This window comes from Pseudonocardia sp. Ae717_Ps2 (assembly GCF_001932475.1).
Taxonomy (GTDB): Bacteria; Actinomycetota; Actinomycetes; order Mycobacteriales; family Pseudonocardiaceae; genus Pseudonocardia.
Genome location: NZ_MCIS01000007.1, coordinates 1 through 21999, shown reverse-complemented (window position 1 = coordinate 21999; position 21999 = coordinate 1). Strand labels below are relative to the sequence as shown.

Sequence of the window (21999 nt, the reverse complement as noted above, 5' to 3'; positions counted from 1 at the left end):
ATGACGAACCAGACCGAGATCCGCTCCGGCGACGGCGCGCAAGACACAGGCAGCGCGGTTGGACGCGCGCGCCAGATCGGTGCCGTACCGATCATCACCCTCCACGACGCCGCGGACGCAGTCCCGCTCGCCGCGGCACTGAGCGCCGGCTCCATCCCGTGTATGGAGATCACACTCCGGACCCCGAGCGCGATCGAGGCGCTCCGTGCCGTCAGGCAGGCCCGGCCCGACATTCTCCTCGCAGCCGGGACGGTGCTCACCATCGACCAACTCGCCGCCGTCGCGGACGCCGGCGTAGACCTCGTGGTGACCCCCGGCTTGGACCCGGCCCTGGTGGAACAGAGTCACGCACGGGGGATCGAGGTTCTTCCCGGGGTCGCCACCCCGACCGAGATCCAGACCGCACGAAGCCTGGGGCTGCAGGCAGTGAAGTTCTTCCCCGCAGAAGCACTGGGCGGTGCCCGCACCCTCACCATCCTCGCGGACGTGTACCCGGACCTGTCCTTCGTCCCGTCCGGAAGCATCACACCGGCATTGCTCCCCGACTACCTCCGTATCCCGGCAGTCGCGGCATGTGGTGGTAGCTGGCTGGTCAAGCCTGACCTGCTCGCCGGACGAGCATTCGACCGCATCACAGCCCTCGCCGCCGACACCGCACGACAGGTCGGGCAAGCACGAACCACGGTAGTCCAGCCGTGACCGGGGCTCTGTGGCTCGGCCTCGACCTGGGCACCTCGTCACTCAAGGCAGTCGGGATCGACGACGCAGGAAAGATTCAGTTCCGCCATACCGAGGCCTACCCGTCCTGGGAGACAGCTGAGGGCGGGGTCGAGCAGGATCCGTCGCGCTACCTCGACGCCGTGGAAGCGGCGATCGATCGCTGTGGTGGCGAGCGCGTCAAGGGGATCGGCCTGACCGGCCAGACCCCGACAACAGTCCTCGTGGACTCCGCAGGCACACCGGTCCGACCCGCCATGACCTGGCAAGACCGCAGAGCCGTTGCCGAGGCGGCCCTCCTCGCCGACAAGCTCGGGCCATCGGCCGAGCTGCTCGGCACGGCACTCCCCTGGTCACCCGCCTTCGAGCCGGCGAAACTGCTCTGGCTGTCCCGTCACGAGCCCGACGTGGTCCGCCGGACGCGATGGGTGCTGCAGCCCAAGGATTTCGTGGGCCTAACGCTCACGGGATCGCCCGTGTCCGATCCATGGTCGTTGAAAGGCCTACGGAACACCCTCACCGGCGACCCGGCCACATCCGTCCTCGGCGCAGTCGGATGGCCTGCCGAGGTGGTTCCCCCCGCCGCGGACGGTGGACAAGCCCGCGGCGAGGTCAGCCACGACGCACGCCGACGCCTCGGCCTCCGCGCCGGCACGCTGGTGTCGGTCGGCTGGTCGGACGCGATGGCGACCATGCTGGCCGCCGGCGCCTTCGACAAGCCAAGCGGATTCGTGCTGGCCGGGACCTCGAGCATCGTCGGGTTATCGACCAACGACCCTGCCCCCGAGGCCAGCGAGCTGCTGGTCATTCCCAGCAGTTGCGCGCCCATGACCGTCTGCTACGGCCCGACCCAGTCGGCCGGGGCATCGGTCGACTGGTTGGCCGGAGTCCTGCAACGCGAGCCGCGAGAGGTCCTTGAGATGGCTGCTCGCCACCCCCACAACGCCTCACTGCCGCTGTTCGTACCCTACCTTGCCGGCGAGCGTGCACCGGTATGGCGCCCCGACGCCCGTGGTGTGTTTCTGGGCCTCTCGATCGAAGACGACGCCGCCGCCCTGGCCAGATCGGTGGTCAGCGGCGTCTGCCTCAGCGAGCGCGACGTCCTGTCCACCGCGGAGACGCGAAGCGGCCGATGCGTCGAGGACATCCGGATCTCCGGTCGTGGGGCGGCCGCGGAGCCGTGGCGCTCTGCCCGCGTTGAAGCGCTTGGCAGACCACTCCACATGCTCGACGCCCCCGACGCTACAGCCGTCGGCGCCGCCATGCTGGGGATGGCCGCACACCATGGAGGTGTCCTCGCCCAGGCCCGGGACCTCGAATCGACATCGAGTGAACACGTGTCGACGGGTTCGGACCGGGCATCAGACCGATGGCTCGACCAGTATCGAGCGGCGGCCCGCATCGCGGTCTCGTCGTCACAGCGGCTCTCGCAGCTGACGCTGTAGGAGCGCCCACCCGCGCGGCGTGAGGCGTCGACCCTCATACGGTGTAGTGATCGGTTTATGCTCTTGGAGCGACCGCTGGTATCGAGACATTGTCACGAATTGCGGCGGCAAAGCTCGTCCGAAGGGGTAGTTGCCCGACAAGAGTTGCTTGGAATGCGTGGTAGAGGTCCGGCTTGCCTGACCAGATCGTGGCTGCTGGTTTGTTGGACTCGGATAGCTCGTGCAGCCATGATCCCCGTGTTCGGTCGATGAGAACGTCATCTGCGTATCCCCACCAGCGCATGTAGTCCTCGACGAAACGTGATTCCCCCGTGACGCGCGCGAGCGTTCCGGCGGCACCGATGGCCTCTGCGACCACCCAGTGTAAGCGCGTGTTGACAACGGGTGTACCAGTCCAGTCGGTGGTGTAGACGAAGCCGTCGTGTCCGTTGCGTGCCCAACCGTCGGCGGAGGCGCGTTCGTAGAGCTCGGAGGCTGCGGAGATGTATCGACTTCGGTCTTCGCAGATCGGTGCGGTCGACACGATGAGCCGGGACCACTCGAATGCATGGCCGACTGTGGCTCCGTACGGGGTGAACTGATCGTACGGTCGCTCGCGATTATGATCGAGATCAGCACGCCACGACTGGTCGTAGTGCTCGGGGATTCTCCACTCGTTCGCCGAGGCCTGCTCGATCACGAAGTCGCAGATGCTGACGGCCCTCTCGGCCCACGTGGTGTCAGCGGTCGCGTCATGGGCCGCGAGCATCGCCTCGACGAGATGCATGTTGGAATTGACGCCTCGATAGGGGCGGCATTGCGACCAGTCGGCGGTCCAGGAGTCCGCGAACATGCCGGACCTCGGTTCCCAGAATCGCTGGTCAAGTACTTCGAGGGCCTCCGCGAGTGGTCGAGGTGCGATCGGGGCGCCGGCCATGGTGGCCGTGGCGGCTGCGAGGACGACGAGGGCGTGCGTGTACGCCGACTTGTCGGATGCCTCGCCGTCGTGTTCCCGCCAGCCGCCGTGGACGTGATCGCGCGCTGTGGTGTCGAGTCCCCGCAGCAGCTGGTCCGCGCGCTTCCGGGCTCCGGGGATACCCCTCAGTGCAGCAAGGTAGCTCACGTAGGCCATCCGGGCGGTGATGTAGGTGTGTCCGCCTAGTCGTGGATCAGGGCGCCCGTCATCGTCGAGCCAGGCCCCGAGTCCATCAGGCCTGACCACATGACGTGCGAACTCCGCGAGCCGAATTTCCTCGGCCCGCAGCCAGTGCTGGTGAGCTGGGGCGTCGATTAGCGTCGAGGCCATCCTAGATGTCCTTCCATGGGTTGCGGTTCAGGGGAGGCTCACGTCTCATTAAGCACCAATGGCAGGCACCGTTGTAATCTATGGGCGCTCGGACGCGAGCATAGATCCTTCTTGACTCCGGAGTCAACGCATGGCCAAATACCACCGGACCAAACCTGCCTCCGACGTCACCCCCAATGTCGAATATTTTCGGCCAGAGCCGCGGACGCACGGCCGCCAGCCATGCCTCGCTCGTCGATCTCCGATCTCCAGGGGGTGGAGCATATCGCCGACGACTTCTCCCACGGCCGGTCGATCGACAACATGACCCGCGCTACCCGGGCTCTGGTTCGGGTTGGGCATCCGGGTCAACAGCGTCAGCTTGACGGTCGTTGACATTTCCCAGATCAGCCACGGACACGGGCGGTCCCGAAGTCGAGATACCGTCCTTGCCCAGAAACCGTTGGGCCAGGAGTGCTGCGATTATGGTTCAGCTTAGCGAACGGATGTATGTCGATGATCAGCGGTCGATGTTCCCGTCCGACGATCGGACGCGCCTGGGCGCCGAGGGGTCACCGGCCGCGGGCGACCGATCCGAGGGAGCCCGATATACTTCGCTTACCCGGGCTGCGAGATTGACGAAGGAGCTGGAATGGCGACCATGCGAGAAGTCGCCGCTCACGCTGGCGTGAGCCAGAAGACCGTGTCTCGTGTCTTCAACGAGGACCGGCATGTCACGCCCGCTACTCGGGAGAAGGTGCTCCAAGCGCTCCGCGAGCTCCGCTACACCCCGAACTCGCTGGCCACGATGTTCCGGGCCGGTCGATCTCCCGTTATCGGTATCGCGGTCCCTGACATCGTCGACCCATTCTTTGCTGCCATCGTGAGGTCTGTGGGCGAGGTCGCAGCCACCCGCAACATGTCGACGCTCGTGACCAGCCTCGCCGACGATCCGGACCGCGAGGACGAGTTGGTTGAATCGCTGCTGCGGCGTTCACTGAGTGGTCTCATCCTAGCCTCGACCCGGGACGAGCAAAATTATCTGCAGAGATGGACCGAGAAACTGCCGATCATCTTTGTGGATCGCGGACCGACTGACGTCGTCGGGGACAGCTTCACCCACGATGACGTCAGCGGCGGACGCCTGGCCACGGAGCACCTGATCGGCCATGGGCATCGCCGGATTGCATTCGTCAGCGACCGTCTGAGCCTCCCCACGACCCGGGGACGCCTTCTCGGCTACCGACAGGCACTCGAGCTGCACGGCTTACCGTACGTCGAGGAGTATGTCGGTCTCGGCGTCACTGACACCAGCGGTGGACACACAGTCGTCGGGGAGCTGCTCGCCCTACCGGAGCCACCTACCGCAATCTTCTCGTCGAATGCTGGCGCGACGATGCGCCTCGTCCCTGCATTGCGCGAAATCGCGATCGGCCTAGTCTCCTTCGGAGATTTTCCGATGGCTAGCGAGCTGCGGCCGTCACTCACTGTGATAGACCAGGATCCTGCGCGGGTTGGGTGTCTCGCCGCGGAGCGGGTGATCGAACGCCTCGACGAGCCCGACGGGCGATTCGACCGACGTACGATCCTCGAGGTCAGCCTGGTCGAACGTGAGTCTTGCGCGGTCGCCGTCCCCACCTTCCCGTGATCGCGCGCTGGCTGCTCGGCCGAATTCGCTCCCCTCACCCGATGACGTGCAGTCGGATCGTCTGCAGCGCGCCGTTCTCGCGCAATGATCGGGCCATCCTGCGGAACTCCTCGAGGAACGCGGCGTTATCGGTCAGCCCAAGCTCACCAAAGGCACCGATGCGGAGCGCGCCACAGCTGACGTCGTCGGCGATCGCGCGCTCAGCAGCGCTGAGTGTCGGTTCGGATACGTCGAATAGCTCGCCATTGTCGTCTACTCCACCAAGATACCGCTGATAACATGCGAGCAAGAACGCCTCACGGCGGTAATCCGCTCCGGTGGCGAGCTGGTGGGTGACCAGCGGAGTGTGGAAGGTGGGAATCTTCGCTGCCCCGTCGGTCGCAATCCGCAGCAGCTGATCGCCGATTGCCGGATTCCCGAACCGCCGGCGCACGCTGTGCGAGTAAGCTGCAAGATCGATATCGGTTGTTCCTTCCAGCACCGGGATCGCGTCTCGCGTCATGAAAGTCTCCAAGAGAGTATTGATCACGGGATCATTCATGGCCTGATGAACGACTCGATACCCTGCTAGCAGCGACGGGTAGGCCAGCAAGACATGGGATGCGTTGAGGAGGCGAAGCTTGACTTCCTCGTACGGCCGGACGTCTTCAGTGAACTCCACGCCGACCGACGCCAGGTCCGGACGGCCTGTCGGGAAGTCGTCCTCGATGACCCACTGCAGGTAACTCTCGGTTGTCACCGGCATCTGGTCCTGGATCCCGGTCCGTTCCGAAAGCCAGGCGATGTCGGTGTCCGGCACGTATGGGGCCACTCGATCGACCATGGAGTTCGGGAAACCGGCGTTCCCGTCGATCCATTTGGCAAGGGTTTCGTCGATCATTTGTGCCAAGCCGACGACGGCACGTCGGGCGGCATCTCCGTTGCCCGGAAGATTGTCGCACGAGACAACTGTGAACGGAGCGACGCCGACATCCCGCCTACGGGCAAGGGCCCGAACCAGGAACCCGAAAACTGTTCGGGGCACATCGCTGTTGGCATCATGGCGAATGTCGTCGGCTTCAGCGGCGAATCCACCGGTCGATTCGTCAGTAAAGTATCCGCCCTCAGTGATCGTAAGGGTGACTATACGCAGTTCGGGGTCGCTAAGGGCATCAAGGACTGCGGTCGGTTCGGAGGGTGCATGCAGATAGTCGATGATGGACCCGATGACCCGAGACTCCGCTGTGCCAGAGGGATCAAACTCGGTAAGCGTGTAGAGGCAGTCCTGTTCTGCGAACTTCTGTGCTTTCGCGCGTGAGCTGTCGCCGTCGCTAACCCCGATACCGACAATCCCCCAACCCTCCGAACCGGGTCGGGAGAGATAGCGGTCGATGTAGACAGCCTGATGCGCACGGTGAAAATTGCCGACGCCGAAGTGGGCGATCCCCGGGCGCAGTCGCGAGCGGTCGTAGGTCGGGGTGGCGATGGTGGCCAGGGATGCCAACGTGTTGTTGCTGAGGTGTGTCATCGTCATCCTCCCAAGATCAGCAGTTGTGCGGTAACGCAGCGTTGGATTGGGGGGCATCACCGCCTTCGTCGGCCTCGCCCCTTGGTTCTCCAGCCGAAGCTGGCAGTACTCGTGCTGACGACGATGACGTCCGGTGTGTTCAGGCGCCGCTGAGGGACGGACGATAGACGACCTCTTAGCCTGATTGGCAGAGGTGAGGAACCACCTGACAGGGCGGCGCCCGCGCGGCACCCGTAACCAGTGTGCAATTCATTCTTTCATCATTTCGATTCGGTGAACTCGCTCTTAGGTAGGCCTAGGGTGTCGCTCATCTCTTCGAGCGGTACCTGTTTCGTCTCAGGCATCTTAGTCAGCACCCAGATCAATTGCCCCACCATGCACAGGAAGAAAATGAGGAAGGCGATACCGCCCCCGAGTCCGGCAGCGATCCCAGGAAATGTCCAGGTAGTTATCGCTGCAAACGTCCAGTGGACGAAACTACCGAGCGCCTGTCCTTGAGCGCGTACCTTGTTCGGGAAAATCTCCGCGATAAATACCCAGATCACAGAGCCCTGGCCGAACGCATGAGCGGCGATGAACACCAGTAGTCCGAGTAGCACCAGTACAGACGAAGTGGAGGTGAATCCCGCGTCAGGTCCGCTCGTCAGGAAGATCGAAGCGACAACCCCCAGTGAGATCAAGTACCCGACGGAGCCGATGATCATCAGTTTGCGGCGACCGAAGCGGTCGATCACGGAGAGCGCAGCCATCGTGGCGATAAGGTTTACTACGCCCATGGCGACCGCCTGCAGAAGAGCCGTATCCCCACTGGCTCCCGCCATCTCAAATATGGATGGCGCGTAATAGGTGACGGCATTGATTCCCGAGAGCTGGTTGAAGGCGGCAATCCCGACAGCCAAAAGCACGATCTTGCGGTAGCGTGCTGAGAACAGGCTGGTCTTGCGCCAACTCCGGTCGAGCGCAGCCGCTTCTTCGATCTCCGCGAACTCATCGCGCAGCTCTTGAGGCGATTTGGTGAGCCGGGAAAGAACGTGGTATGCGTGGTCCGTGAATCCTTTACCGTATAGCCAACGGGGACTTTCCGGGACCGTGAATACGAGCAAGAAGAACAGTAGTGCAGGAGCTGCTTCCACAAGGAACATCCATCGCCAGGCTACGCTGTCAGCGACGAGCGAAGCCAAGACCCAGTTGGAGAGATATGCGGTCAGCACCCCTAATACCACGTTGAACTGGACCAGCCCGACCAGGCGGCCCCGCAGGCGCGCTGGCGCAATTTCGGTGGTGTAGATCGGAGCAACCACACTAGCAGCGCCGACGCCAATACCACCGACGAACCGTGCGACCATAAAGAAGATCCACCCGCCGGTATCCTCAGTCGCGATTCCGCTGCCGATTGCGGACGCGAAGTATAAGATTCCGATTGCGAAGAGCGTCTTCTTTCGGCCGAAGCGATTCGATGGGTACCCGGCGAAAAGTGCGCCTACAATCGTTCCGATGAGAGCCGTGGCCGCGGTAAACCCGAGGCCAAATCCCCCTAGGTCAAAAACTCGTTGCAGGGCACCGGTCGTCCCGGAAATGACAGCGGTGTCGAAGCCGAATAGCAGCCCTCCCAGTGCTGCGACCAAGGCGCTGCGCAGGACCAGTCCGTTTGCGCCACGCGATTCGACGCCAGATCCGAGCCGTGTCGAGGATTCGGCCATGCTAGCTCCTTTGCTACGCGACGCCTGGGAGGTTGCAGCAATACGAAAACTAGTTTGTCCTGGAAGTGCTCGGGTCCGAGTTGGCCAGCTTCATTCGCGAGTAGTCGAATCTGAATCCAGCTGTGATGACTCGACTTGACGGCCAGTCCAACAGGCTGCCAGCGACCTGCGTACAAATTCGAGACGGCAGCACGTTGGTCGTGCTCGACGCTCGGGTGCTTCATCTCCTCATCGAGCGTGGATCGCAGCAGTTGGTCTGTTCGTGTCGGCCAAGGGGACGTGTTGGCCGGAGCTTATGACGTGAAGGTACGTCGATCGTGACTCCGGTGTCAAGCCCCATCGTGATCCGTCTGCGGGTGGTCGTTCGAGGGTCTATACCGTGCGGTATAAGCGCAGCCGCGCGGCGGCCGGGATCGCTATAGGGGAGGCACTCGACGCCGTGGTGGATCCTCCCGAAGTAAGGTTGTTGAGGCTCTACCGCGGCCCATTGCGTATAGACAGTCGTAGAAACTGGCCGAACCGTCTCCAGCCGGGCCAATCGAGTGGTGGCCTGTCGGAAGCTGCAACCAGTTGATCCGTTCACTGAGGCTTTGCCAACCTGATCAAGCGTTGGCGATCATGAGGGTCTGAACTGCGGCGATGAGCTTGTCCGCGGTGTTCGGGCTGGACCGGATTTTCCGCAGGATGCGCCAGTTCTTCAGCTCGGCGTTCGCTCGTTCACCGGGTCTGCGGCGGCGGGCGTGTGCGGTGTTCACGTCCTTCTGGGACTGGGAGAGCTTCCGGAACCGGCCGGTGTCGGGGTCCTTGCGTCGCCGCCGCTGCGGGACCGCGACCGTCGGTCCGGCGCCCTGGTAGGCGGTGTCGGCTGCGGCGGGAATCTCGTGGGTGATGAACGCGTCGATGATGAACGCGTCGATGATGCCGTGGTCGCGGGCTGCGCCCATGTCGTGGCGGGCGCCGGGCAGCGGCGGGGAGATCCAGACCAGCCTGCCGATGGGATCGGCGATGACCTCCCGCGTTCAGGCCGTGGGCCTTGTGCTTGCCGCTGTAGAAGGCGCGGTCGTATCCCGAGGTCATGCCGACGCGGTCGATGCGCAGCAGGGTGCCGTCGAGGATCACGAATGCCTTCCGTTTCGCGACCTCGATCGCCTGCTCGAAGGTCGGGGTCATGGCGGCGAGCAGGTCGAGGGCCTCGCGGATGTAGCGGTACACCGTCGACGTGCCGACCCTGAACCCACAGGCCAGGTCGGCGTAGGTCTCGCCCTTGCGCAGGTAGGCGAGCACGAGCAGGGCCCTTCGGCCGGCCGACAGCTTGCGCCACCGGGTCCGGCGGGAGCTCCGGTGCGCTCGCAGCGCATCCGAGAGCACGCCGACGGCGCGGCTGGACACGGTCATCCCGGACGGGTAGGACAACACTTGAAGCTCCTGGTTGGACGGATTGATCTAGGCAATCGCCCGTCTACCAGGAGCTTCACCCATCCGAGGTCACGGCCACGCCGCACCCGCTGACCTGCCCGAACACCAGGTTGGCAAGAGCTCACTAGCTCCGACCCGGTTCGGTTCCGTACGGTTTGGCCGAGAGCTACCGCTCGAAGAGCTCGCCCGCGAGGTACATATCCCAGTCGGTCTCCTCGAGGCCGTGGCTGCCCGCCCGGAGGTGGTAGCTCATTCCCGGGCCTCTGAAGGCTTCGTTCTCGGTGGGCGGCCAGCTATCTGAGGTCAGTCCGGTGTCGCCGAGGCCGTAGAGCTCGTAGGCCGGTGCTGCACCTAGGTAGGACAAGAACTCGCCCTGGGGATCGGCGTTGCCGTCGTCGGTGGCGCTACCGACCACGACCCGGCCGGGCGCGATCAGAGCGAGGAGCTGGTTCTGATCGACCGGGAGCGACCCGGCGTTGCCGGCGTAGCGGCTGTAGGTGTCGGGGAACCAGTGAGGAAACTGCTCGGTGATCGCGGCGATTGACTCGCCGCTGTCGTCGCGTCGGGCCAGCTTGGCGCCGGTGGAGCCTGAGTTGTTGGAGATGACCACGGGGAAGCGGGTGTCCTGGGCGCCGGCCCAGAGGGCGGCCTTGCCGCCGCGTGAGTGCCCGATGACCGCGACCTTGCTGGGGTCGATGTCGGGGTCGGTCTCGAGGTAGTCCATTGCTCGGCTGGCGCCCCAAGCCCAGGCGCTGATCGTGCGCCCGGCGTCGGAGGGCAAGTCCTGGCCGGCGGGGTAGAAGGCGTTGATCACGCCATCGCGATAGCTTCCGGCGTCGTCGGGCGCGACCTCCTCGGCGTTGAGGGCAGCGAAGGCGTAGCCCGCGTCGAGGATCTTCGCCGTCGGCGCATAGCCCGACGACGAGTCTGCATCGTCGCCGACCGAGCCTCGGTGATCGATCAGTAGGAAGGTGCCCGTCGGGGTACCGGTCTCGGGCACGAACAGCCGCAGGGTGAAGCTCGCCGTGCCGGCGGGGCCGGTCACGCTGATGGTGACCGTCTTCGCGGACTCACCGCTGGCTCCACCATCGTCGAAGGTCACTTCCTCTGGTGTGGGCAGGCTCTGGCCGTAGACGTGTTCCTGGAATGCCTCCAACAGCTCGGGACGTCGTTGCTGCTCCCAGCTCTGCACGTCCTCGACCTGTCCGCCGCTGTCGAGGACAAGCGGGTTCGGGGTCTGTGTGCTCTCGGAGGTGGAATCGTCGTCGTCTTGGCTCGGTGCTGCCGGGACCGTCCAGCCCGCGGTGCGCTCGATCGCCGCAGGGGGTACGGCAGCGGGGTGGATGGAGGGTGTGCAGAGCACGGCAGTGGCCAGTAACGCGGCACTGCACGCCCGCCCCACGGCCGAGCGGCGTCGGCCTCGACCTGCCGCGGGCTGCTGCTGGCGGATGACCATGGCTTAGGTCCTTCGCTCGCTGTGCGGGGCCCCGGTGCGGTAGCCGCGGTCGTCGATCGGGATCGCGGTGCCGTCCCGCAGGGCGGCGACGTCGGCGTCGATCTGGGCGCTATCAGGGCGTTTGGTGACGTCGACGGCGTCGGCGACGAAGCAGCGAACGCCGCGGTGGAGCGCCAGCACCTGCCCGGCGGGCAGCTCGCGGATCTGTCCGGGGCGCATCACCGGGACGGTTTCGGTGCTGTAGCTGTGGCGTTCGCGGCCGAACAGCCCGTCGGCCTGGCTCTGACGTCGGGTGCGTTCGTAGGTACCGCAGATGTCTGAGAGCCACTGAAGGGTGCGGTCGTCCTTGATCCCGCCCCAGGCAGTGATGGTGGTGGTGTTGTCGCGGACCTCGCGCTCGCCGACGGACCCGAAGAGCCGTTCGAGCTGGGCGAGGGACTGAGCGGCCCAGTGGATCACGACTCCTCGGCCGGCGGCGTCGGAGATGACCTCGGCCAGGCGCGGGACCGGGGTGCCGTTGGCCAGCTCGTCGAACACCACGGTGACCGGCGGGTCGGCCCGTCGTGCCGGGTAGTCCATGGCCATGTCCTGCGCGGTGCGCAGGAAGTGCTCGGCCAGCGCGGTTAGCACAGGGACGGCTTCCGCGGCTTGCTGCTGGTCGGCGATCAGAAAGAGCGAGCCGCCCTGGCCGATGAACCGGCGCACATCCAGGCCACGCCCGCGGGCCGGGCTCAGCAGGTCCCGCACTCGCGGATCGGTCCAGGCGCCTACGACCCGGCGTACCGACATCCATACCGCTGACGCGGTCCGGGGGTCCAGATCCATCTCCGCGCGCAGGTTCGCCGCCATCTCCGCGCGACCCGCGTCCTGCAAGATCTTGACCGGCCGGGGATCGGCTGGCAGCCGCCGCCCCGGCCTAGGTGGTGGTGGGGTCGCGCGGCCACCCGGCTCAGACGGCGGCGCGCTCGGGGCGCCGGGTTCCGGGGGCTCGGTGGCCCACGCACGGATCGCGTCGACCGACGAGTCGGAGACCGCGGCGGCCACGAGGTAGGCGGTGAGCACGACAACGGCGCGCTCGCGGAACACACGGTCGTTGCCGGCGCCGCCCCCTCCACCGGCCTCGACACGCAGGGCAGCAGCCTCTACCAGGGTGAATGCGCGGCGGCTGGCCTCTTGCTGGTCTTGGCAACCCTCGATCAGCGACCAGCGCAGCGGCGCGGGCCAGCGCAGCCGACCGGTCGCGTCGTAGACGATCACGGGCCCGGCCAGCGCCCGGCGCGACCGCGACAGCGCCGCGAACTCGACCAGATCGAGCTTGGTCGTCGAGCACAGCATCGCCCCGGGGGCATCGAGCACCTTGTGCACCAGGTCCTTGCGGGACTTCCCGGACTGGGTCGGAGCCAGCGTGCCGGTCAGGTTCACGAAAGACCCGTATAGCGGTCTGTTGCGATAGTGATAGAGCGGGAAGCCCAGCTCGGTCGTGGCAGCGCCACGCAACTCCGCGCTGCTCATCGACGGTCTCGTGCGCTCCGCGCTGCGGCGTACCGCAGCCTCCGAGAGCTCCGCGCTGATCTGCTCCCAACTGGCATGCCCAGGCGGAGGAGGAGCCCAGCGTTTGGCCCACCACACCCGAGCCACCACAGCGAGGCCGACGAGCCCCAGCGCGGCGACGATCACACAGGTCACGAACAGAGTCGAGTGCTCAGTCAGGTGCCCGACAGCGCTATCGGCGGGCAGTGGTGCGCCGAGCCAGGATCGGAGCAGCTCGGCCAGATCAGCGAAGCCGACCAGCAGCAATCGTCCGGCGCCGGACAGTGCCCCGGTCGCCACCGCGGCCAGCTCCAGGACCACGACCGCGGCGACAGCCAGGCCGAGCGCCGTCGCCGGCAGAGCCACCTCCTCGACCCAGGAACGATCAGTACGGGAACGGGTCATCACCCAGCAACTCCTTCACGGGTGGGGGACTGAGAGGCACCGCCACGACGTGGCGAACCGGTCTCCTCGGAGCGCTCCGACGTGCCGGCGGTCGATCGCTGGTCCGGGCGGCCTGTCGCTGCAGGCCCTCGCCAGGGGCCGGTGATCGCGAACAGCACGCCGGGTTTCTGGATCCCGGCGAACAGCACGCGGCCGTCGGGGGAGAAGGTCGGGCCGGTGAACTCCGAGCCCATCTGGCTACGCGCGAGGGGGTAGGCGGTCCCGGCCGGGGTGATGCCGGCGAGGTGGTTGTCGCCGTCGCCGTCGGTGGACACGATCAGCCCGCCGTAGGGGGCGGCGACGATGTTGTCGGGGGCTTCGACGGTCTCGCCGTCGGCGTCGACGGCGAACACGGTGGTCAGGGTCAGCGTTGCCTCGGCCGGGTCGTAGTGCCAGATCTGACCGCGATGCGAGTCGGCGTAGCTGCTGACCAGGTAGGCGCCATCGTCGGCCCACCAGGCGCCCTCGAGCTTCGCCGCCCGGGTGATGCCGGCGAGGGAACGCAACGATCCGTTCTCGGCGGCGCGGTCGCCGACCGGGACCCAATCGACGGTGTAGGCGGTGTCGGGCTCGGCAGCCTGATCGAGGTCGTCTACGAGGTTGCCCTCGGTGTCGGTGCAGGCCATCGCGGCGAGCTCTCCGGCGCTGGGGCCGAGCTGTTTGAGTGCGCCGCTGGCGCCGCGGAAGGCGCGTGGTGGGGTCCAGCGGTAGACGGTGCCGTAGGGGTCGGTGGCGTCCTCGGTCAGGTAGATGGCCAGGGTGTCGGGGTCGATGCAGCAGGCTTCGTGCACGAACCGGCCCAGCGCCGCGATCGGGGTCGGGTCCCGGTTGGCCTTGAGGTCGACCGGGTCGACCTCGAACACCCAGCCGTGTCCGTCGTCTTCGGTTTCTTCGCAGGTCAGCCAGGTGTTCCAGGGGGTGATGCCGCCGGCGCAGTTGGTGGAGGTGCCAGCCAGGGCGACGGTCTCCCAGATCAGCTCGCCATCGGGGGTGGTCTTGATGACGGTGCAGCCCCCGCCGGCGTCGTCTCGGTAGGTGTAGCCGGACAGGTGCGGGACGGCCCCGGCGTCGTCCGGGCCGCCCCTCACCTCGTGGTTGAGCACCACCAGGACGTTCCCGTCGGGCGCTTCGAAGGCTGCGGCGCCGTCGTGGATCCCGGGGGAGGGGTCCTTGGAGTAGAGGCGGGTCTTCCCGGCCTCGGTGACCAGGCGGTAGGAGAAGCCTTCCGGGAGCGCGAGCCTGCCGTTGGGGTCATCGACCAGTGGGCCGTAGCCGGTGAATCCCGCGGGCGGTTGGGCCGCGGCAGCGGGTGCGCCGAGGAGGCTCTGCAGGGATCCGGTCAGGGCGATGCCGAGCCCGGTCTGGCTGGTGCGGGTGAGGAACGAACGCCGGGTGATACCCACAATGAGCTCCGAATCGGCAGGTGAGCGAGGTCGCTGGGGTGGTTCCGTGGCGCGGTCACATCTGCAGCTCGGTGGACGTGGGTGGCCCGATCTGGGGGCGGTAGGTGGTGATGTGCCAGTCCGCGGCGTCGATCGCTGTGTCGGGGTCGGGGTAGGCGCCGGCCTCGCGGACGGCGGCGACGGCGATCAGCTCGGTGGGCGAGATGCGGCGGAAGGCCAGGACCTGGTCGTGGTATCCGCCGTGGGCGGGGTAGTGGCGGATCGCGATCTGCCCGGTCGGGGGCCCGAGTTCGGCCTGTACGGCGTGGGGCAGGACCTCGATGACGCGCTCGGTGAGCCGCGCTCCAGGCGGATCGCTCGGTCCGGCGGAACCCGGCGGGCTCTGGGGGCGGCTCCAGCGCTGCCCAGTAGGTGCCGGCCCGCTCAGCTGATGCGTCGTGGCCTGTACGTGCCCGCCGCGGCCGCGTCGTAGCCGTGGCCGCCCGTCGCGGCCGGTGCCGCGGTGGGCGAGTGCCTCTCGGGCACGGACGACCAGTAGTTGGGTGGCTTCGATCCACCAGGCGTCGGTGTCGCGCCAGTACCGCCCGGCCGGGTCGCGGCGGGTGGTCGGAGCCCAGGTCCCGGCGGCGAGCGGCTCACCGGTGGTGTGCCCGGCGCGGGTCAGGGCGTCGCGGGCCGGTTCGGGGAGCTTGTTCCAGCCGACCTGCTCGGACTGGTGCCAGCGGATCCGTGCGGCCTGCTGCGCAGCGTCCGGAGTGGCCGGAGCAGGCAGGGACGCCCCGGGCGACGGGGTGGGAACGGGCGGAGTGGTGCGCCGGGCGAGGAACCCCATCAGCGAGGCCTCCGCCCGACGATGCGGCTGCTACTGGAGTGGCGGAGGGCGAGCTGGGCCAGCGCAGCGGCGGGAACAGCAACGGCAACGGCAGTGACTAGGACGGCGCTACGGCGAGGTGTGCTGGTGATGGCCTCGGCCGGCTGGACCACCGACGTGCTCGTGTGCTGCCCGGCCACGTCGGTGACCAACATCGGACGCGCTGCCGAGCGCCGCTCGGCGAGCCCGGCGAGCTCGGCCATCGTGAGTTTGTCCTTGGTGCACCACAGCTGCCCGGGCGCGAGAACGGGGATGGCTGGTGCTGGCGGGGGTGTGGCGGTACGGCGGGGGCGGAGCTTCATCGGCGTGTCCAATCGGCGGCTCGGCGGTGGAGGTGCAGGACGGCGAAGGTCAGGGCCCGGACGGTCCAGCAGGCCAGCGCGAGGACGGCGAGGAAGCCGATCACCCGCGATTCCAGCGGCATCTCGTTGCGGGAAGTCACCGCGAGCGCCGCGGCAGCGAGGGTCGCCGCCACGACCGCACCGGCGGCGATCCGGCCCGCCGGGAGTGGCGCCAGGCGCCACACCCCGAGCAGGAGCCGTCCCACCAGCCGGCGGTGGTCGATCCGCCCGACCGGCCATCCGGCCGGCAGCAGCTCACCCTGAGCCGGTCTCGGAGCCTGGCAACCGGGCGGCGGGGGAGGGGGCGCATAGCCGCTGGTCGGGGCATAGTCGGTGTGGGCGACCGGTTCCCCGGCCGGGGTGTAGTCCGCGATGGCGCTGGTGGTGTGTGCGGGCCCCTTCGCCGGCGATGGCGGCGTGAAGGGGCGGGCAGGGCCGGGCCCACCCGTGCCGGGCCCTGGTGGAGTGCGGGCGGTGTCGTAGGCGTCGCGACGGACCGGGTCGGCGAGGATCGCATAGGCCTCGGCGACGGCCCGGAACCGTGCTGTGGCGTCGGGTTCGGGGTTGCGGTCGGGGTGCAGTGCCAGGGCCTGGCGGCGGTACGCGCGCCGAACCTGGGTCCGGTCGGCGTCCGGGCCGACGCCGAGCACCGCATACAGGTCGGCACCGCGACCGCTGGTGGGGGTGGTCATGGGGCGGCCTCGGCGAGCGCGGTGGCCGGTGCGGGCTGGCCTGCGGGGCCGGCGATGTGGCGGACGTGGGTGATCTCGGCGGCCCAGTCCGACAGCGGCTGCAGCACGACACCGGTGGAGGAGTCGTAGGCGTTGACCACCAGGCCCTGGCCGACATACATCCCCACGTGGCGCGGGTTGTCCGGCGAGCCGAGCGAGCCCGGAATGAACACCAGATCCCCGGGGGCGATCGCGGCCGGTGAGCTGGGTGTGCCGGCGTTCTTCTGGTTGACCGTCCCGGCTGGGATCGGCACTCCTGCTGAGGCCCAGGCGGCGAGCATGAGCCCGGAGCAGTCGAATCCGTCGGGGCCCTTCGCGCCCCAGACGTAGGGTTTGCCGAGCTGGGCCAGGGCGTAGGTGACTGCGGCCCGCTGGGCCGGATCAGCGGGCGGAGTGAATCCGGGCGGCAACTGCTTGGGGTCGATGTTCGACGGGGCGAGGGGAACACCCGCTCCGCCCTGATCAGGACAGGCGAACACGGACGAGGCCAGCTGCACGTTCGGCCCGCCCGGGGTGGCGGGGGCGGGGACGGGGTTGTCGGGGCCGACCCAGAACTGGTCGACCAGCGCCGCGGCCGGTGCCTCCTCGGGGCCATAGCGATCCGGGAACGCCGAGCGCTGCACAGCCTGGGCCGCCTCACCCGGTGCCATGGTCGCCCAGCCGGGCAGCTCGACGAGACGGTCGAGGAACGTGTCGGTGGCCCCGACCGGATTGAGCACCTGCGCCGGGCTGCCCCAGCCCTGCGAGGGGCGCTGCTGGTAGAGGCCCAGGGAGTCGCGGTCGCCGTAGCCGACGTTGACCAGCCGTGATTCCACGATCGTCGTGGAGATCGCGATGACCGCGGCGCGGCGGGGGAGTTGTCGTTCGACGACGCGGTTGACGATGGTGGCGGCGTTCTCGGTCTGTTCGGCGTTCCAGTCGGTGCCACCGATGCTCTGCGAGCCGCCGCCGATGCCGCCGTCGCCGCCACAGCCCCCGGCCAGGGGGCCGTCGGTGACGGCGGAGAACATCGCGATGCCCATACTGAGTACCGCGGCGAGGAACGTCAGCACCACCGCGGCCGCGGCGAGGGCGATGGTGCCCTTATTCTGATCCACCGTTCAGCTCACCGGTGCGGAGCCGAGCCGTTGACAGCCGACGCCCGAACCTGCTCGGCCGGACCCGATGCCCCGGGCACCGACACCAGCCGCGGCGCGGCCCCGCTACCCTTGCCGAGGTCTGTTTCCGCAGGCAGATCGGTCGTTCCGCGGAGCCCGGCGTTGGTGTCGAAGATCGACTTCTCGGTCGCGGACAGCACCGTCTGGATCTTCATCCCGGGTGCGTTCTCCATCTTCCACAGCGCCCGGCCCGGGCCTTCCATCGCCCACCCGGTGATGACCGCCTGTTCCCGTTCGGACAGGCCGAGTTCTTCGGCGAGCTCGTCGCCGACCCTCGTGGACTGTCCGAGCAGGATCCGCGAGCTGCACAGCGCGAGGAGGTCCTTGGCGATGGAGACCTCCTGGGAGCCTGCGGCGCCGACCGAAAGCAGGTCGGAGGGCTTGTGCATGACCAGGAGCTGGATCTTGCGTTCCGCGCGGGAGAGGCGCAGGTCGGAGTCGACGGCCTGGACCGCCCGTAGGCCGAGGCGCATCTGGCGCCAGACCTCGTCGCGCACGACGATGCGGACGTCGCCGTCATCCTGGAGGTCGGTGATCATCGACGACCAGGACCCGAGGCAGGTCAGCGCCACTGCGATCGCCTGATCCCCACGCGAGCGCAGCAGCGACAGGTCCATCGACTGGACCGGCGCGTCCCAGTCGAGGTCGAAGTTGGTGGGCTCGTCGAACAGGCCACTCAGGGGACCGACGACCAGGTTCGAGAGGGCGTCGGTGATCTGGCGGGTGTGATCGACGAACTGCCGTGGGAGGCAAACCGCGTGGCCTGCCACAGGTCGTCGTCGGGATCGGCGAGCTGGGCCACGACCTGCGGGATGGTGATGGGCCGCAGCTCGGAGTAGCCGTCGGCGGCGCCGACCAGGCGCGCAGGACGGTGGAGATGACGAGTTCGTCGGTCACGGTCGGCGAGTAGCCCTGGGCTTCGGCCAGAGCGGTGAGCAGCCGGGTCCAGCGGGCCAGGATCCCGGTGAGCTCTTCGTTCTGCCGCTCGGCACCCCAGGTGCTCCAGCGGGCCCGCAGCGGGCCCAGGTCCAGGGCGTTAAGCCGGTGCGGGCTACCCCGGCCCAGCGCGATCGGCGTGATGCCCAATGAGCGCAGCAGCGGCGTGTACTCGCCCTTCACATCCCCGGAGATCAGGGAGCGGACACCGAAGAGCATCATCCGCAGCATCAGCGCGACCACGGTGGAGGACTTGCCGCGGCCCGGTTCGCCGAACACCACCAGGTTCGGGTTTGGTGACCATGCCGCGCAGCACCCACTCGGTGGGGTGACGTAGAACGCCCACCGGACTGCGTGTCATAGCCCAGCCGCGCCCCGATCGCCGGGACGCCGTTGGAGGCCAGCAGCGGGAACAGCCCACCGACCTCGGCGGTGGTGGCCTTGTAGACCGGAGCCCGCCGGGGCCGCGTCGACCGCGGCCCAGCCCCGGCCGGGCTCGCGCGGGCCTTGCGGGGTGCGGTGGCCTGGTTGACCCGCTGCCGTCCGCGGCCAGTGCTGGTCTCGTCGTCCCCGGTGTCGGGGGCCGGCGGGGTGGTGAGTGGGATTCCTTGGAGGTCGGTGAACTGGCTGAGCAGCTCGCCGGTGCTGCGCGGCTCGGCCCGCCGTGCACACGGCCGCCGTTAAAGGGGTTGAACAGTCGGCTCATGAGCGAAGGCCCTCTTCTCCCGGGGCAGCCCGATCCCGGACCGGCAGGGCGGCCGCGACGAACGCCGAGTCCTGCGCCAGCTCCAGGCGAAGCAGGTGAAACCTGCGGAGGCCGTCGTTTTCCAGCGGGCGGCGTGGTCCTCGACGTTCCAGTCGGCGGGGACGGTGATCGAGGAGGCGACGGTGAACCGGACGACGGCGTGTCCGGCGGCGACGGCGGCTTCCTGATCTCGCGCGCCGCGCTGGCGCCGCGAGTCGATCGCGGTGGTGTTGAACCCGCGCTGGGCCTTGGCGTCGACGAGCACGTTGTTGCGGAACCGGTCGCTCTTCACGACCCGGGCGCCGGCGGCGGCGGAGAGGATCTCGTAGTGGATCTGCAGGGTCCGCCGTTCCCCGGCGGTCCGGACTGCGAGCAGGGGGCCGAGGGAGCCGAAGATCGTCCCTGATTCGGGGGGCTGCACCGCGTAGGCCACGGAGCTGTAGCCGTCGTGGTGATACGCCCGCGCCGCCGGGGTCGGGGCGAGAGCGGGTCCGGCCTGGGAGATCGGCAGCCCGACGGTGCCGTCGGGATCCGGGCTGGTCAGATGCCGAAACGACAGCCCCGCGGCCGCAGCCGGGTTGAACCCGGTCTTGATCGCCTCCGCCACACCGGTGGAGGACAGCCAGGTCACCGACTGCACCCCCAGCCCACGCAACCCGTCAGCGACGCCCTCCAGGAGCCGGTACAAGGCATAGGCCCGTCCGGCGATCCCACCACCGGCGGCCTTGGCCGGGCGGCGCAGCGCTTCCTCGGTCCCGGACACGGTCACGAACAGCTCGGTGCGCACGGAGACGGAGGCGACGTCGCGGTCGATCTCGGCGGTCACCTGCCGGGCCAGGGCGGGGGCGTCGGGGCGTTGGTGGCGGTCGCGCCACACCGTGTACTCGGTGCCGTCGTCCGGGACGGTGCGCACGAGCAGGGAGACCCGGTCGATGACCTCGCGGTGCCCGAGACCGACCAGCATCGAGCCGAGGCGGGCGGCGAGGCGTTCGCACTCGTCGTCGGAGAGCATCCCGACCCCGGAGTGGGTGAGCTTCGCGGTGGCGCCCCAGCGTCCTTCGGCGGTGTCGTGGATCAGGCAGATCCGCGAACCGTGGAACTCCGGGCCGTCAGGGAACTCCAACCGGGCCAGCACACCGGGCAGGTCGGGCTCGGTGCGGTCACCGGCCAGGCCGACGGCGGCGCGCGACTGCCACGGGGACCAGCGCATGAGCACTCCTGTCTGGAACATGACCAGGTCAGCCAGCCACCGGAACGCGGGGCGGCCGTGGATCGGGATGAGGATCAGCACGGCGACGATCGCGGCGAACACCGCCCAGGACAGGGCCGCCGACCACTGGTTGCGTGACATCGCGATCAGCGCGGGGGCGCAGACCCCGATCAGCAGGAACGCCTGGACCGGGGTCATCCCGGCGATCCAGCCGATGCCTTCCTTGTGGTTGAGGCCCCGATACACCCGCGGGCCGGGGGACGGGCTGGTGGTCATCGGAGATCACCGCCGGGCTGTGTGAGGGCATGGGTAGTCGTAGTCGTCGTGCCGACGACGACGCTGGTAGGCATCAGCGGTCGTCCTTTCGGTCGGCGCCCGGCTGGGCCGGACGCGCGGGCTCGGGCGCCGGGCCAGGGGCGGACGCGCCTGCGGGGTCGGGGGCCGGCGCAGTGGTGGTGGCCCCGTCCGTGCCGGCGTTGACCGGAGGGGGCTCAGGAGGGTCTTGCGGCCCGCCGCCACCGCCGGGTGGGCCGGAATCGGGCGGTCCCGGATCGACCGGCGGCGGCTCCGGACCATCACCGCCATCACCACCGCCACCGGATTCGCCGGGTTCGCCCGGGCCGCTGTCGTCGCCCGAGCTCTGGGCGATCCGGTTCGACGTTGCGCTGTAGGCGCCGCCGGCGGCGGAGCTGATCTGCCCGCTGCTGGCCCCGGCGGCGGGGGCGGGGCCGGGGTGGCCGATGCCGGTCTGGGCCATCTGCGACGACCCGTAGCCACCCGCCGCCTGTCCGGCGGCCTTGGTGGCCAGGTAGCCGCCGACCACTGCCGCGGCGACCGCACCACCGGCGACCCCGGCACCGGCCGCAGCCGTTCCACCACTGGCAGCGCCGCCACCCGCAGCCGCGCCGCCACCAGCCCCACCACCCGCAGCCGCGCCGCCACCAGCCCCACCACCCGCACCCGCGCCTGCACCGGCTCCTGCGCCGCTGGAGGCGCCTCCGGTCGCGGCGGTGCTGCCGCCGAGCTCGCCGCCCGCCGCACTGCCGCCGGAGCCGCCGCTGCCGACGTCGTAGGCCTTCTGTGTGGCCCGCGCGTTGTTGATCATCTCGCTGGTGCCGTTGTCGCCACCCGGCTCACCCGCGGAACGTGATCCGCCGGCGGAGCGCACGGCCATCCCGGCGCCGGTGCCGGGGTCGGCGAAGGCCAGCAGCCGGTAGAGCACCATCGGGCAGAACAGGCTGATCAACAGCACCGCCGTGCCGGCCAGCAGCCCGGCCACTCCCTCGGTGCGGGACATGATGTTCACGCCGATCACCACGACCAGGGCGAGGGCGGGTTTCATCAGCACCGCGGCCAGCAGCCAGCGCACCACCCGCCAGAACATCGACGCGGTCGAGTCGGAGATCAGGCAGGCTGCGGCGATGGGGATGGTCGCGATCAGCACCATGATCGCCGCCGCGCGGAAGATCATGGCCAGG

Annotated in this window: 15 protein-coding genes and 2 pseudogenes; 3 read left to right on the top strand and 14 right to left on the bottom strand. The window is 68.4% G+C overall.

Going from position 1 to position 21999, the window contains the following annotated elements:
- Both eda and Ae717Ps2_RS30825 read left to right on the top strand, forming a co-directional pair.
- The gene (eda, locus tag Ae717Ps2_RS30830) at window positions 1–699 is read left to right on the top strand and encodes a bifunctional 4-hydroxy-2-oxoglutarate aldolase/2-dehydro-3-deoxy-phosphogluconate aldolase (RefSeq protein ID WP_083702657.1); all 699 of its coding nucleotides are present in this window, start codon (window positions 1–3) and stop codon (window positions 697–699) included.
- Window positions 696–2162, top strand: a complete 1467-nt coding sequence (locus tag Ae717Ps2_RS30825) for an FGGY-family carbohydrate kinase (RefSeq protein ID WP_075334543.1) — start codon at window positions 696–698, stop codon at window positions 2160–2162. Before eda ends, Ae717Ps2_RS30825 begins: the two co-directional genes overlap by 4 nt.
- Before the next feature lie 55 nt (window positions 2163–2217).
- Here Ae717Ps2_RS30825 and Ae717Ps2_RS30820 read toward each other — a convergent pair whose 3' ends face one another.
- Window positions 2218–3447 carry an AGE family epimerase/isomerase gene (locus Ae717Ps2_RS30820; RefSeq protein ID WP_233147848.1) on the bottom strand — a complete coding sequence of 410 codons (1230 nt, stop codon included), beginning with the start codon at window positions 3445–3447 and terminating at the stop codon, window positions 2218–2220.
- Window positions 3448–4078: 631 nt separating this feature from the next.
- Between Ae717Ps2_RS30820 and Ae717Ps2_RS30815 the strand changes: the two genes are divergently transcribed.
- Window positions 4079–5074, top strand: a complete 996-nt coding sequence (locus tag Ae717Ps2_RS30815) for a LacI family DNA-binding transcriptional regulator (protein WP_075334542.1) — start codon at window positions 4079–4081, stop codon at window positions 5072–5074.
- Between the two features lie 34 nt (window positions 5075–5108).
- Here Ae717Ps2_RS30815 and Ae717Ps2_RS30810 read toward each other — a convergent pair whose 3' ends face one another.
- The 13 genes and pseudogenes from Ae717Ps2_RS30810 to Ae717Ps2_RS37590 form a co-directional block, all read right to left on the bottom strand.
- Complete coding sequence (locus Ae717Ps2_RS30810) at window positions 5109–6587, bottom strand: mannitol dehydrogenase family protein (RefSeq protein WP_083702656.1); 1479 nt, start codon at window positions 6585–6587, stop codon at window positions 5109–5111.
- Window positions 6588–6841: 254 nt separating this feature from the next.
- A complete protein-coding gene (locus Ae717Ps2_RS30805; protein WP_075334540.1) occupies window positions 6842–8281 on the bottom strand; it encodes a sugar porter family MFS transporter in 1440 nt (479 codons plus the stop codon).
- Window positions 8282–8883: 602 nt separating this feature from the next.
- A pseudogene (locus Ae717Ps2_RS30800) lies at window positions 8884–9697 on the bottom strand (transposase family protein).
- A 166-nt stretch (window positions 9698–9863) separates the two neighbouring features.
- Entirely contained in the window at window positions 9864–11153 is a 1290-nt protein-coding gene (locus Ae717Ps2_RS30795) for an acetylxylan esterase (protein ID WP_233147847.1), read from the bottom strand.
- A 3-nt stretch (window positions 11154–11156) separates the two neighbouring features.
- On the bottom strand, window positions 11157–13088 hold the full coding sequence (locus tag Ae717Ps2_RS30790; protein WP_075334539.1) for a type IV secretory system conjugative DNA transfer family protein: 1932 nt from the start codon (window positions 13086–13088) through the stop codon (window positions 11157–11159).
- Window positions 13088–14530, bottom strand: a complete 1443-nt coding sequence (locus Ae717Ps2_RS30785) for an alkaline phosphatase PhoX (RefSeq protein WP_075334538.1) — start codon at window positions 14528–14530, stop codon at window positions 13088–13090. Before Ae717Ps2_RS30785 ends, Ae717Ps2_RS30790 begins: the two co-directional genes overlap by 1 nt.
- A 55-nt stretch (window positions 14531–14585) precedes the next feature.
- Window positions 14586–15362 (bottom strand): hypothetical protein, encoded by a 777-nt coding sequence (locus Ae717Ps2_RS30780; protein ID WP_075334537.1) that lies wholly within the window; start codon window positions 15360–15362, stop codon window positions 14586–14588.
- Window positions 15362–15604 carry a hypothetical protein gene (locus Ae717Ps2_RS30775; RefSeq protein WP_075334536.1) on the bottom strand — a complete coding sequence of 81 codons (243 nt, stop codon included), beginning with the start codon at window positions 15602–15604 and terminating at the stop codon, window positions 15362–15364. The genes Ae717Ps2_RS30780 and Ae717Ps2_RS30775 overlap by 1 nt, the downstream gene beginning before the upstream one ends.
- Window positions 15605–15699: 95 nt before the next feature.
- The gene (locus Ae717Ps2_RS30770) at window positions 15700–16434 is read right to left on the bottom strand and encodes a J domain-containing protein (RefSeq protein ID WP_075334535.1); all 735 of its coding nucleotides are present in this window, start codon (window positions 16432–16434) and stop codon (window positions 15700–15702) included.
- Window positions 16431–17570, bottom strand: a complete 1140-nt coding sequence (locus Ae717Ps2_RS30765; RefSeq protein WP_075334534.1) for a C40 family peptidase — start codon at window positions 17568–17570, stop codon at window positions 16431–16433. Before Ae717Ps2_RS30765 ends, Ae717Ps2_RS30770 begins: the two co-directional genes overlap by 4 nt.
- 8 nt (window positions 17571–17578) lie before the next feature.
- Window positions 17579–18400, bottom strand: coding sequence for a hypothetical protein (locus tag Ae717Ps2_RS39560; protein ID WP_233147846.1), 822 nt, complete (start codon window positions 18398–18400; stop codon window positions 17579–17581).
- An 846-nt stretch (window positions 18401–19246) separates the two neighbouring features.
- Window positions 19247–20797 (bottom strand): SCO6880 family protein, encoded by a 1551-nt coding sequence (locus Ae717Ps2_RS30755; RefSeq protein WP_233147845.1) that lies wholly within the window; start codon window positions 20795–20797, stop codon window positions 19247–19249.
- 73 nt (window positions 20798–20870) lie between these two features.
- Window positions 20871–21999 (bottom strand): annotated as a pseudogene (locus Ae717Ps2_RS37590) (type IV secretion system protein); the annotation flags it as partial.

What these genes read in the sequence shown, in the direction of transcription:
- eda (WP_083702657.1), top strand. Translation starts at nt 1, where the DNA reads ATGACGAACCAGACCGAGATCCGCTCCGGCGACGGCGCGCAAGACACA.
- Ae717Ps2_RS30820 (WP_233147848.1), bottom strand. Translation starts at nt 3,447, where the DNA reads ATGGCCTCGACGCTAATCGACGCCCCAGCTCACCAGCACTGGCTGCGG.
- Ae717Ps2_RS30815 (WP_075334542.1), top strand. Translation starts at nt 4,079, where the DNA reads ATGGCGACCATGCGAGAAGTCGCCGCTCACGCTGGCGTGAGCCAGAAG.
- Ae717Ps2_RS30810 (WP_083702656.1), bottom strand. Translation starts at nt 6,587, where the DNA reads ATGACGATGACACACCTCAGCAACAACACGTTGGCATCCCTGGCCACC.
- Ae717Ps2_RS30805 (WP_075334540.1), bottom strand. Translation starts at nt 8,281, where the DNA reads ATGGCCGAATCCTCGACACGGCTCGGATCTGGCGTCGAATCGCGTGGC.
- Ae717Ps2_RS30795 (WP_233147847.1), bottom strand. Translation starts at nt 11,153, where the DNA reads ATGGTCATCCGCCAGCAGCAGCCCGCGGCAGGTCGAGGCCGACGCCGC.
- Ae717Ps2_RS30790 (WP_075334539.1), bottom strand. Translation starts at nt 13,088, where the DNA reads ATGACCCGTTCCCGTACTGATCGTTCCTGGGTCGAGGAGGTGGCTCTG.
- Ae717Ps2_RS30780 (WP_075334537.1), bottom strand. Translation starts at nt 15,362, where the DNA reads ATGGGGTTCCTCGCCCGGCGCACCACTCCGCCCGTTCCCACCCCGTCG.
- Ae717Ps2_RS30775 (WP_075334536.1), bottom strand. Translation starts at nt 15,604, where the DNA reads ATGGCCGAGCTCGCCGGGCTCGCCGAGCGGCGCTCGGCAGCGCGTCCG.
- Ae717Ps2_RS30770 (WP_075334535.1), bottom strand. Translation starts at nt 16,434, where the DNA reads ATGACCACCCCCACCAGCGGTCGCGGTGCCGACCTGTATGCGGTGCTC.
- Ae717Ps2_RS30755 (WP_233147845.1), bottom strand. Translation starts at nt 20,797, where the DNA reads ATGACCACCAGCCCGTCCCCCGGCCCGCGGGTGTATCGGGGCCTCAAC.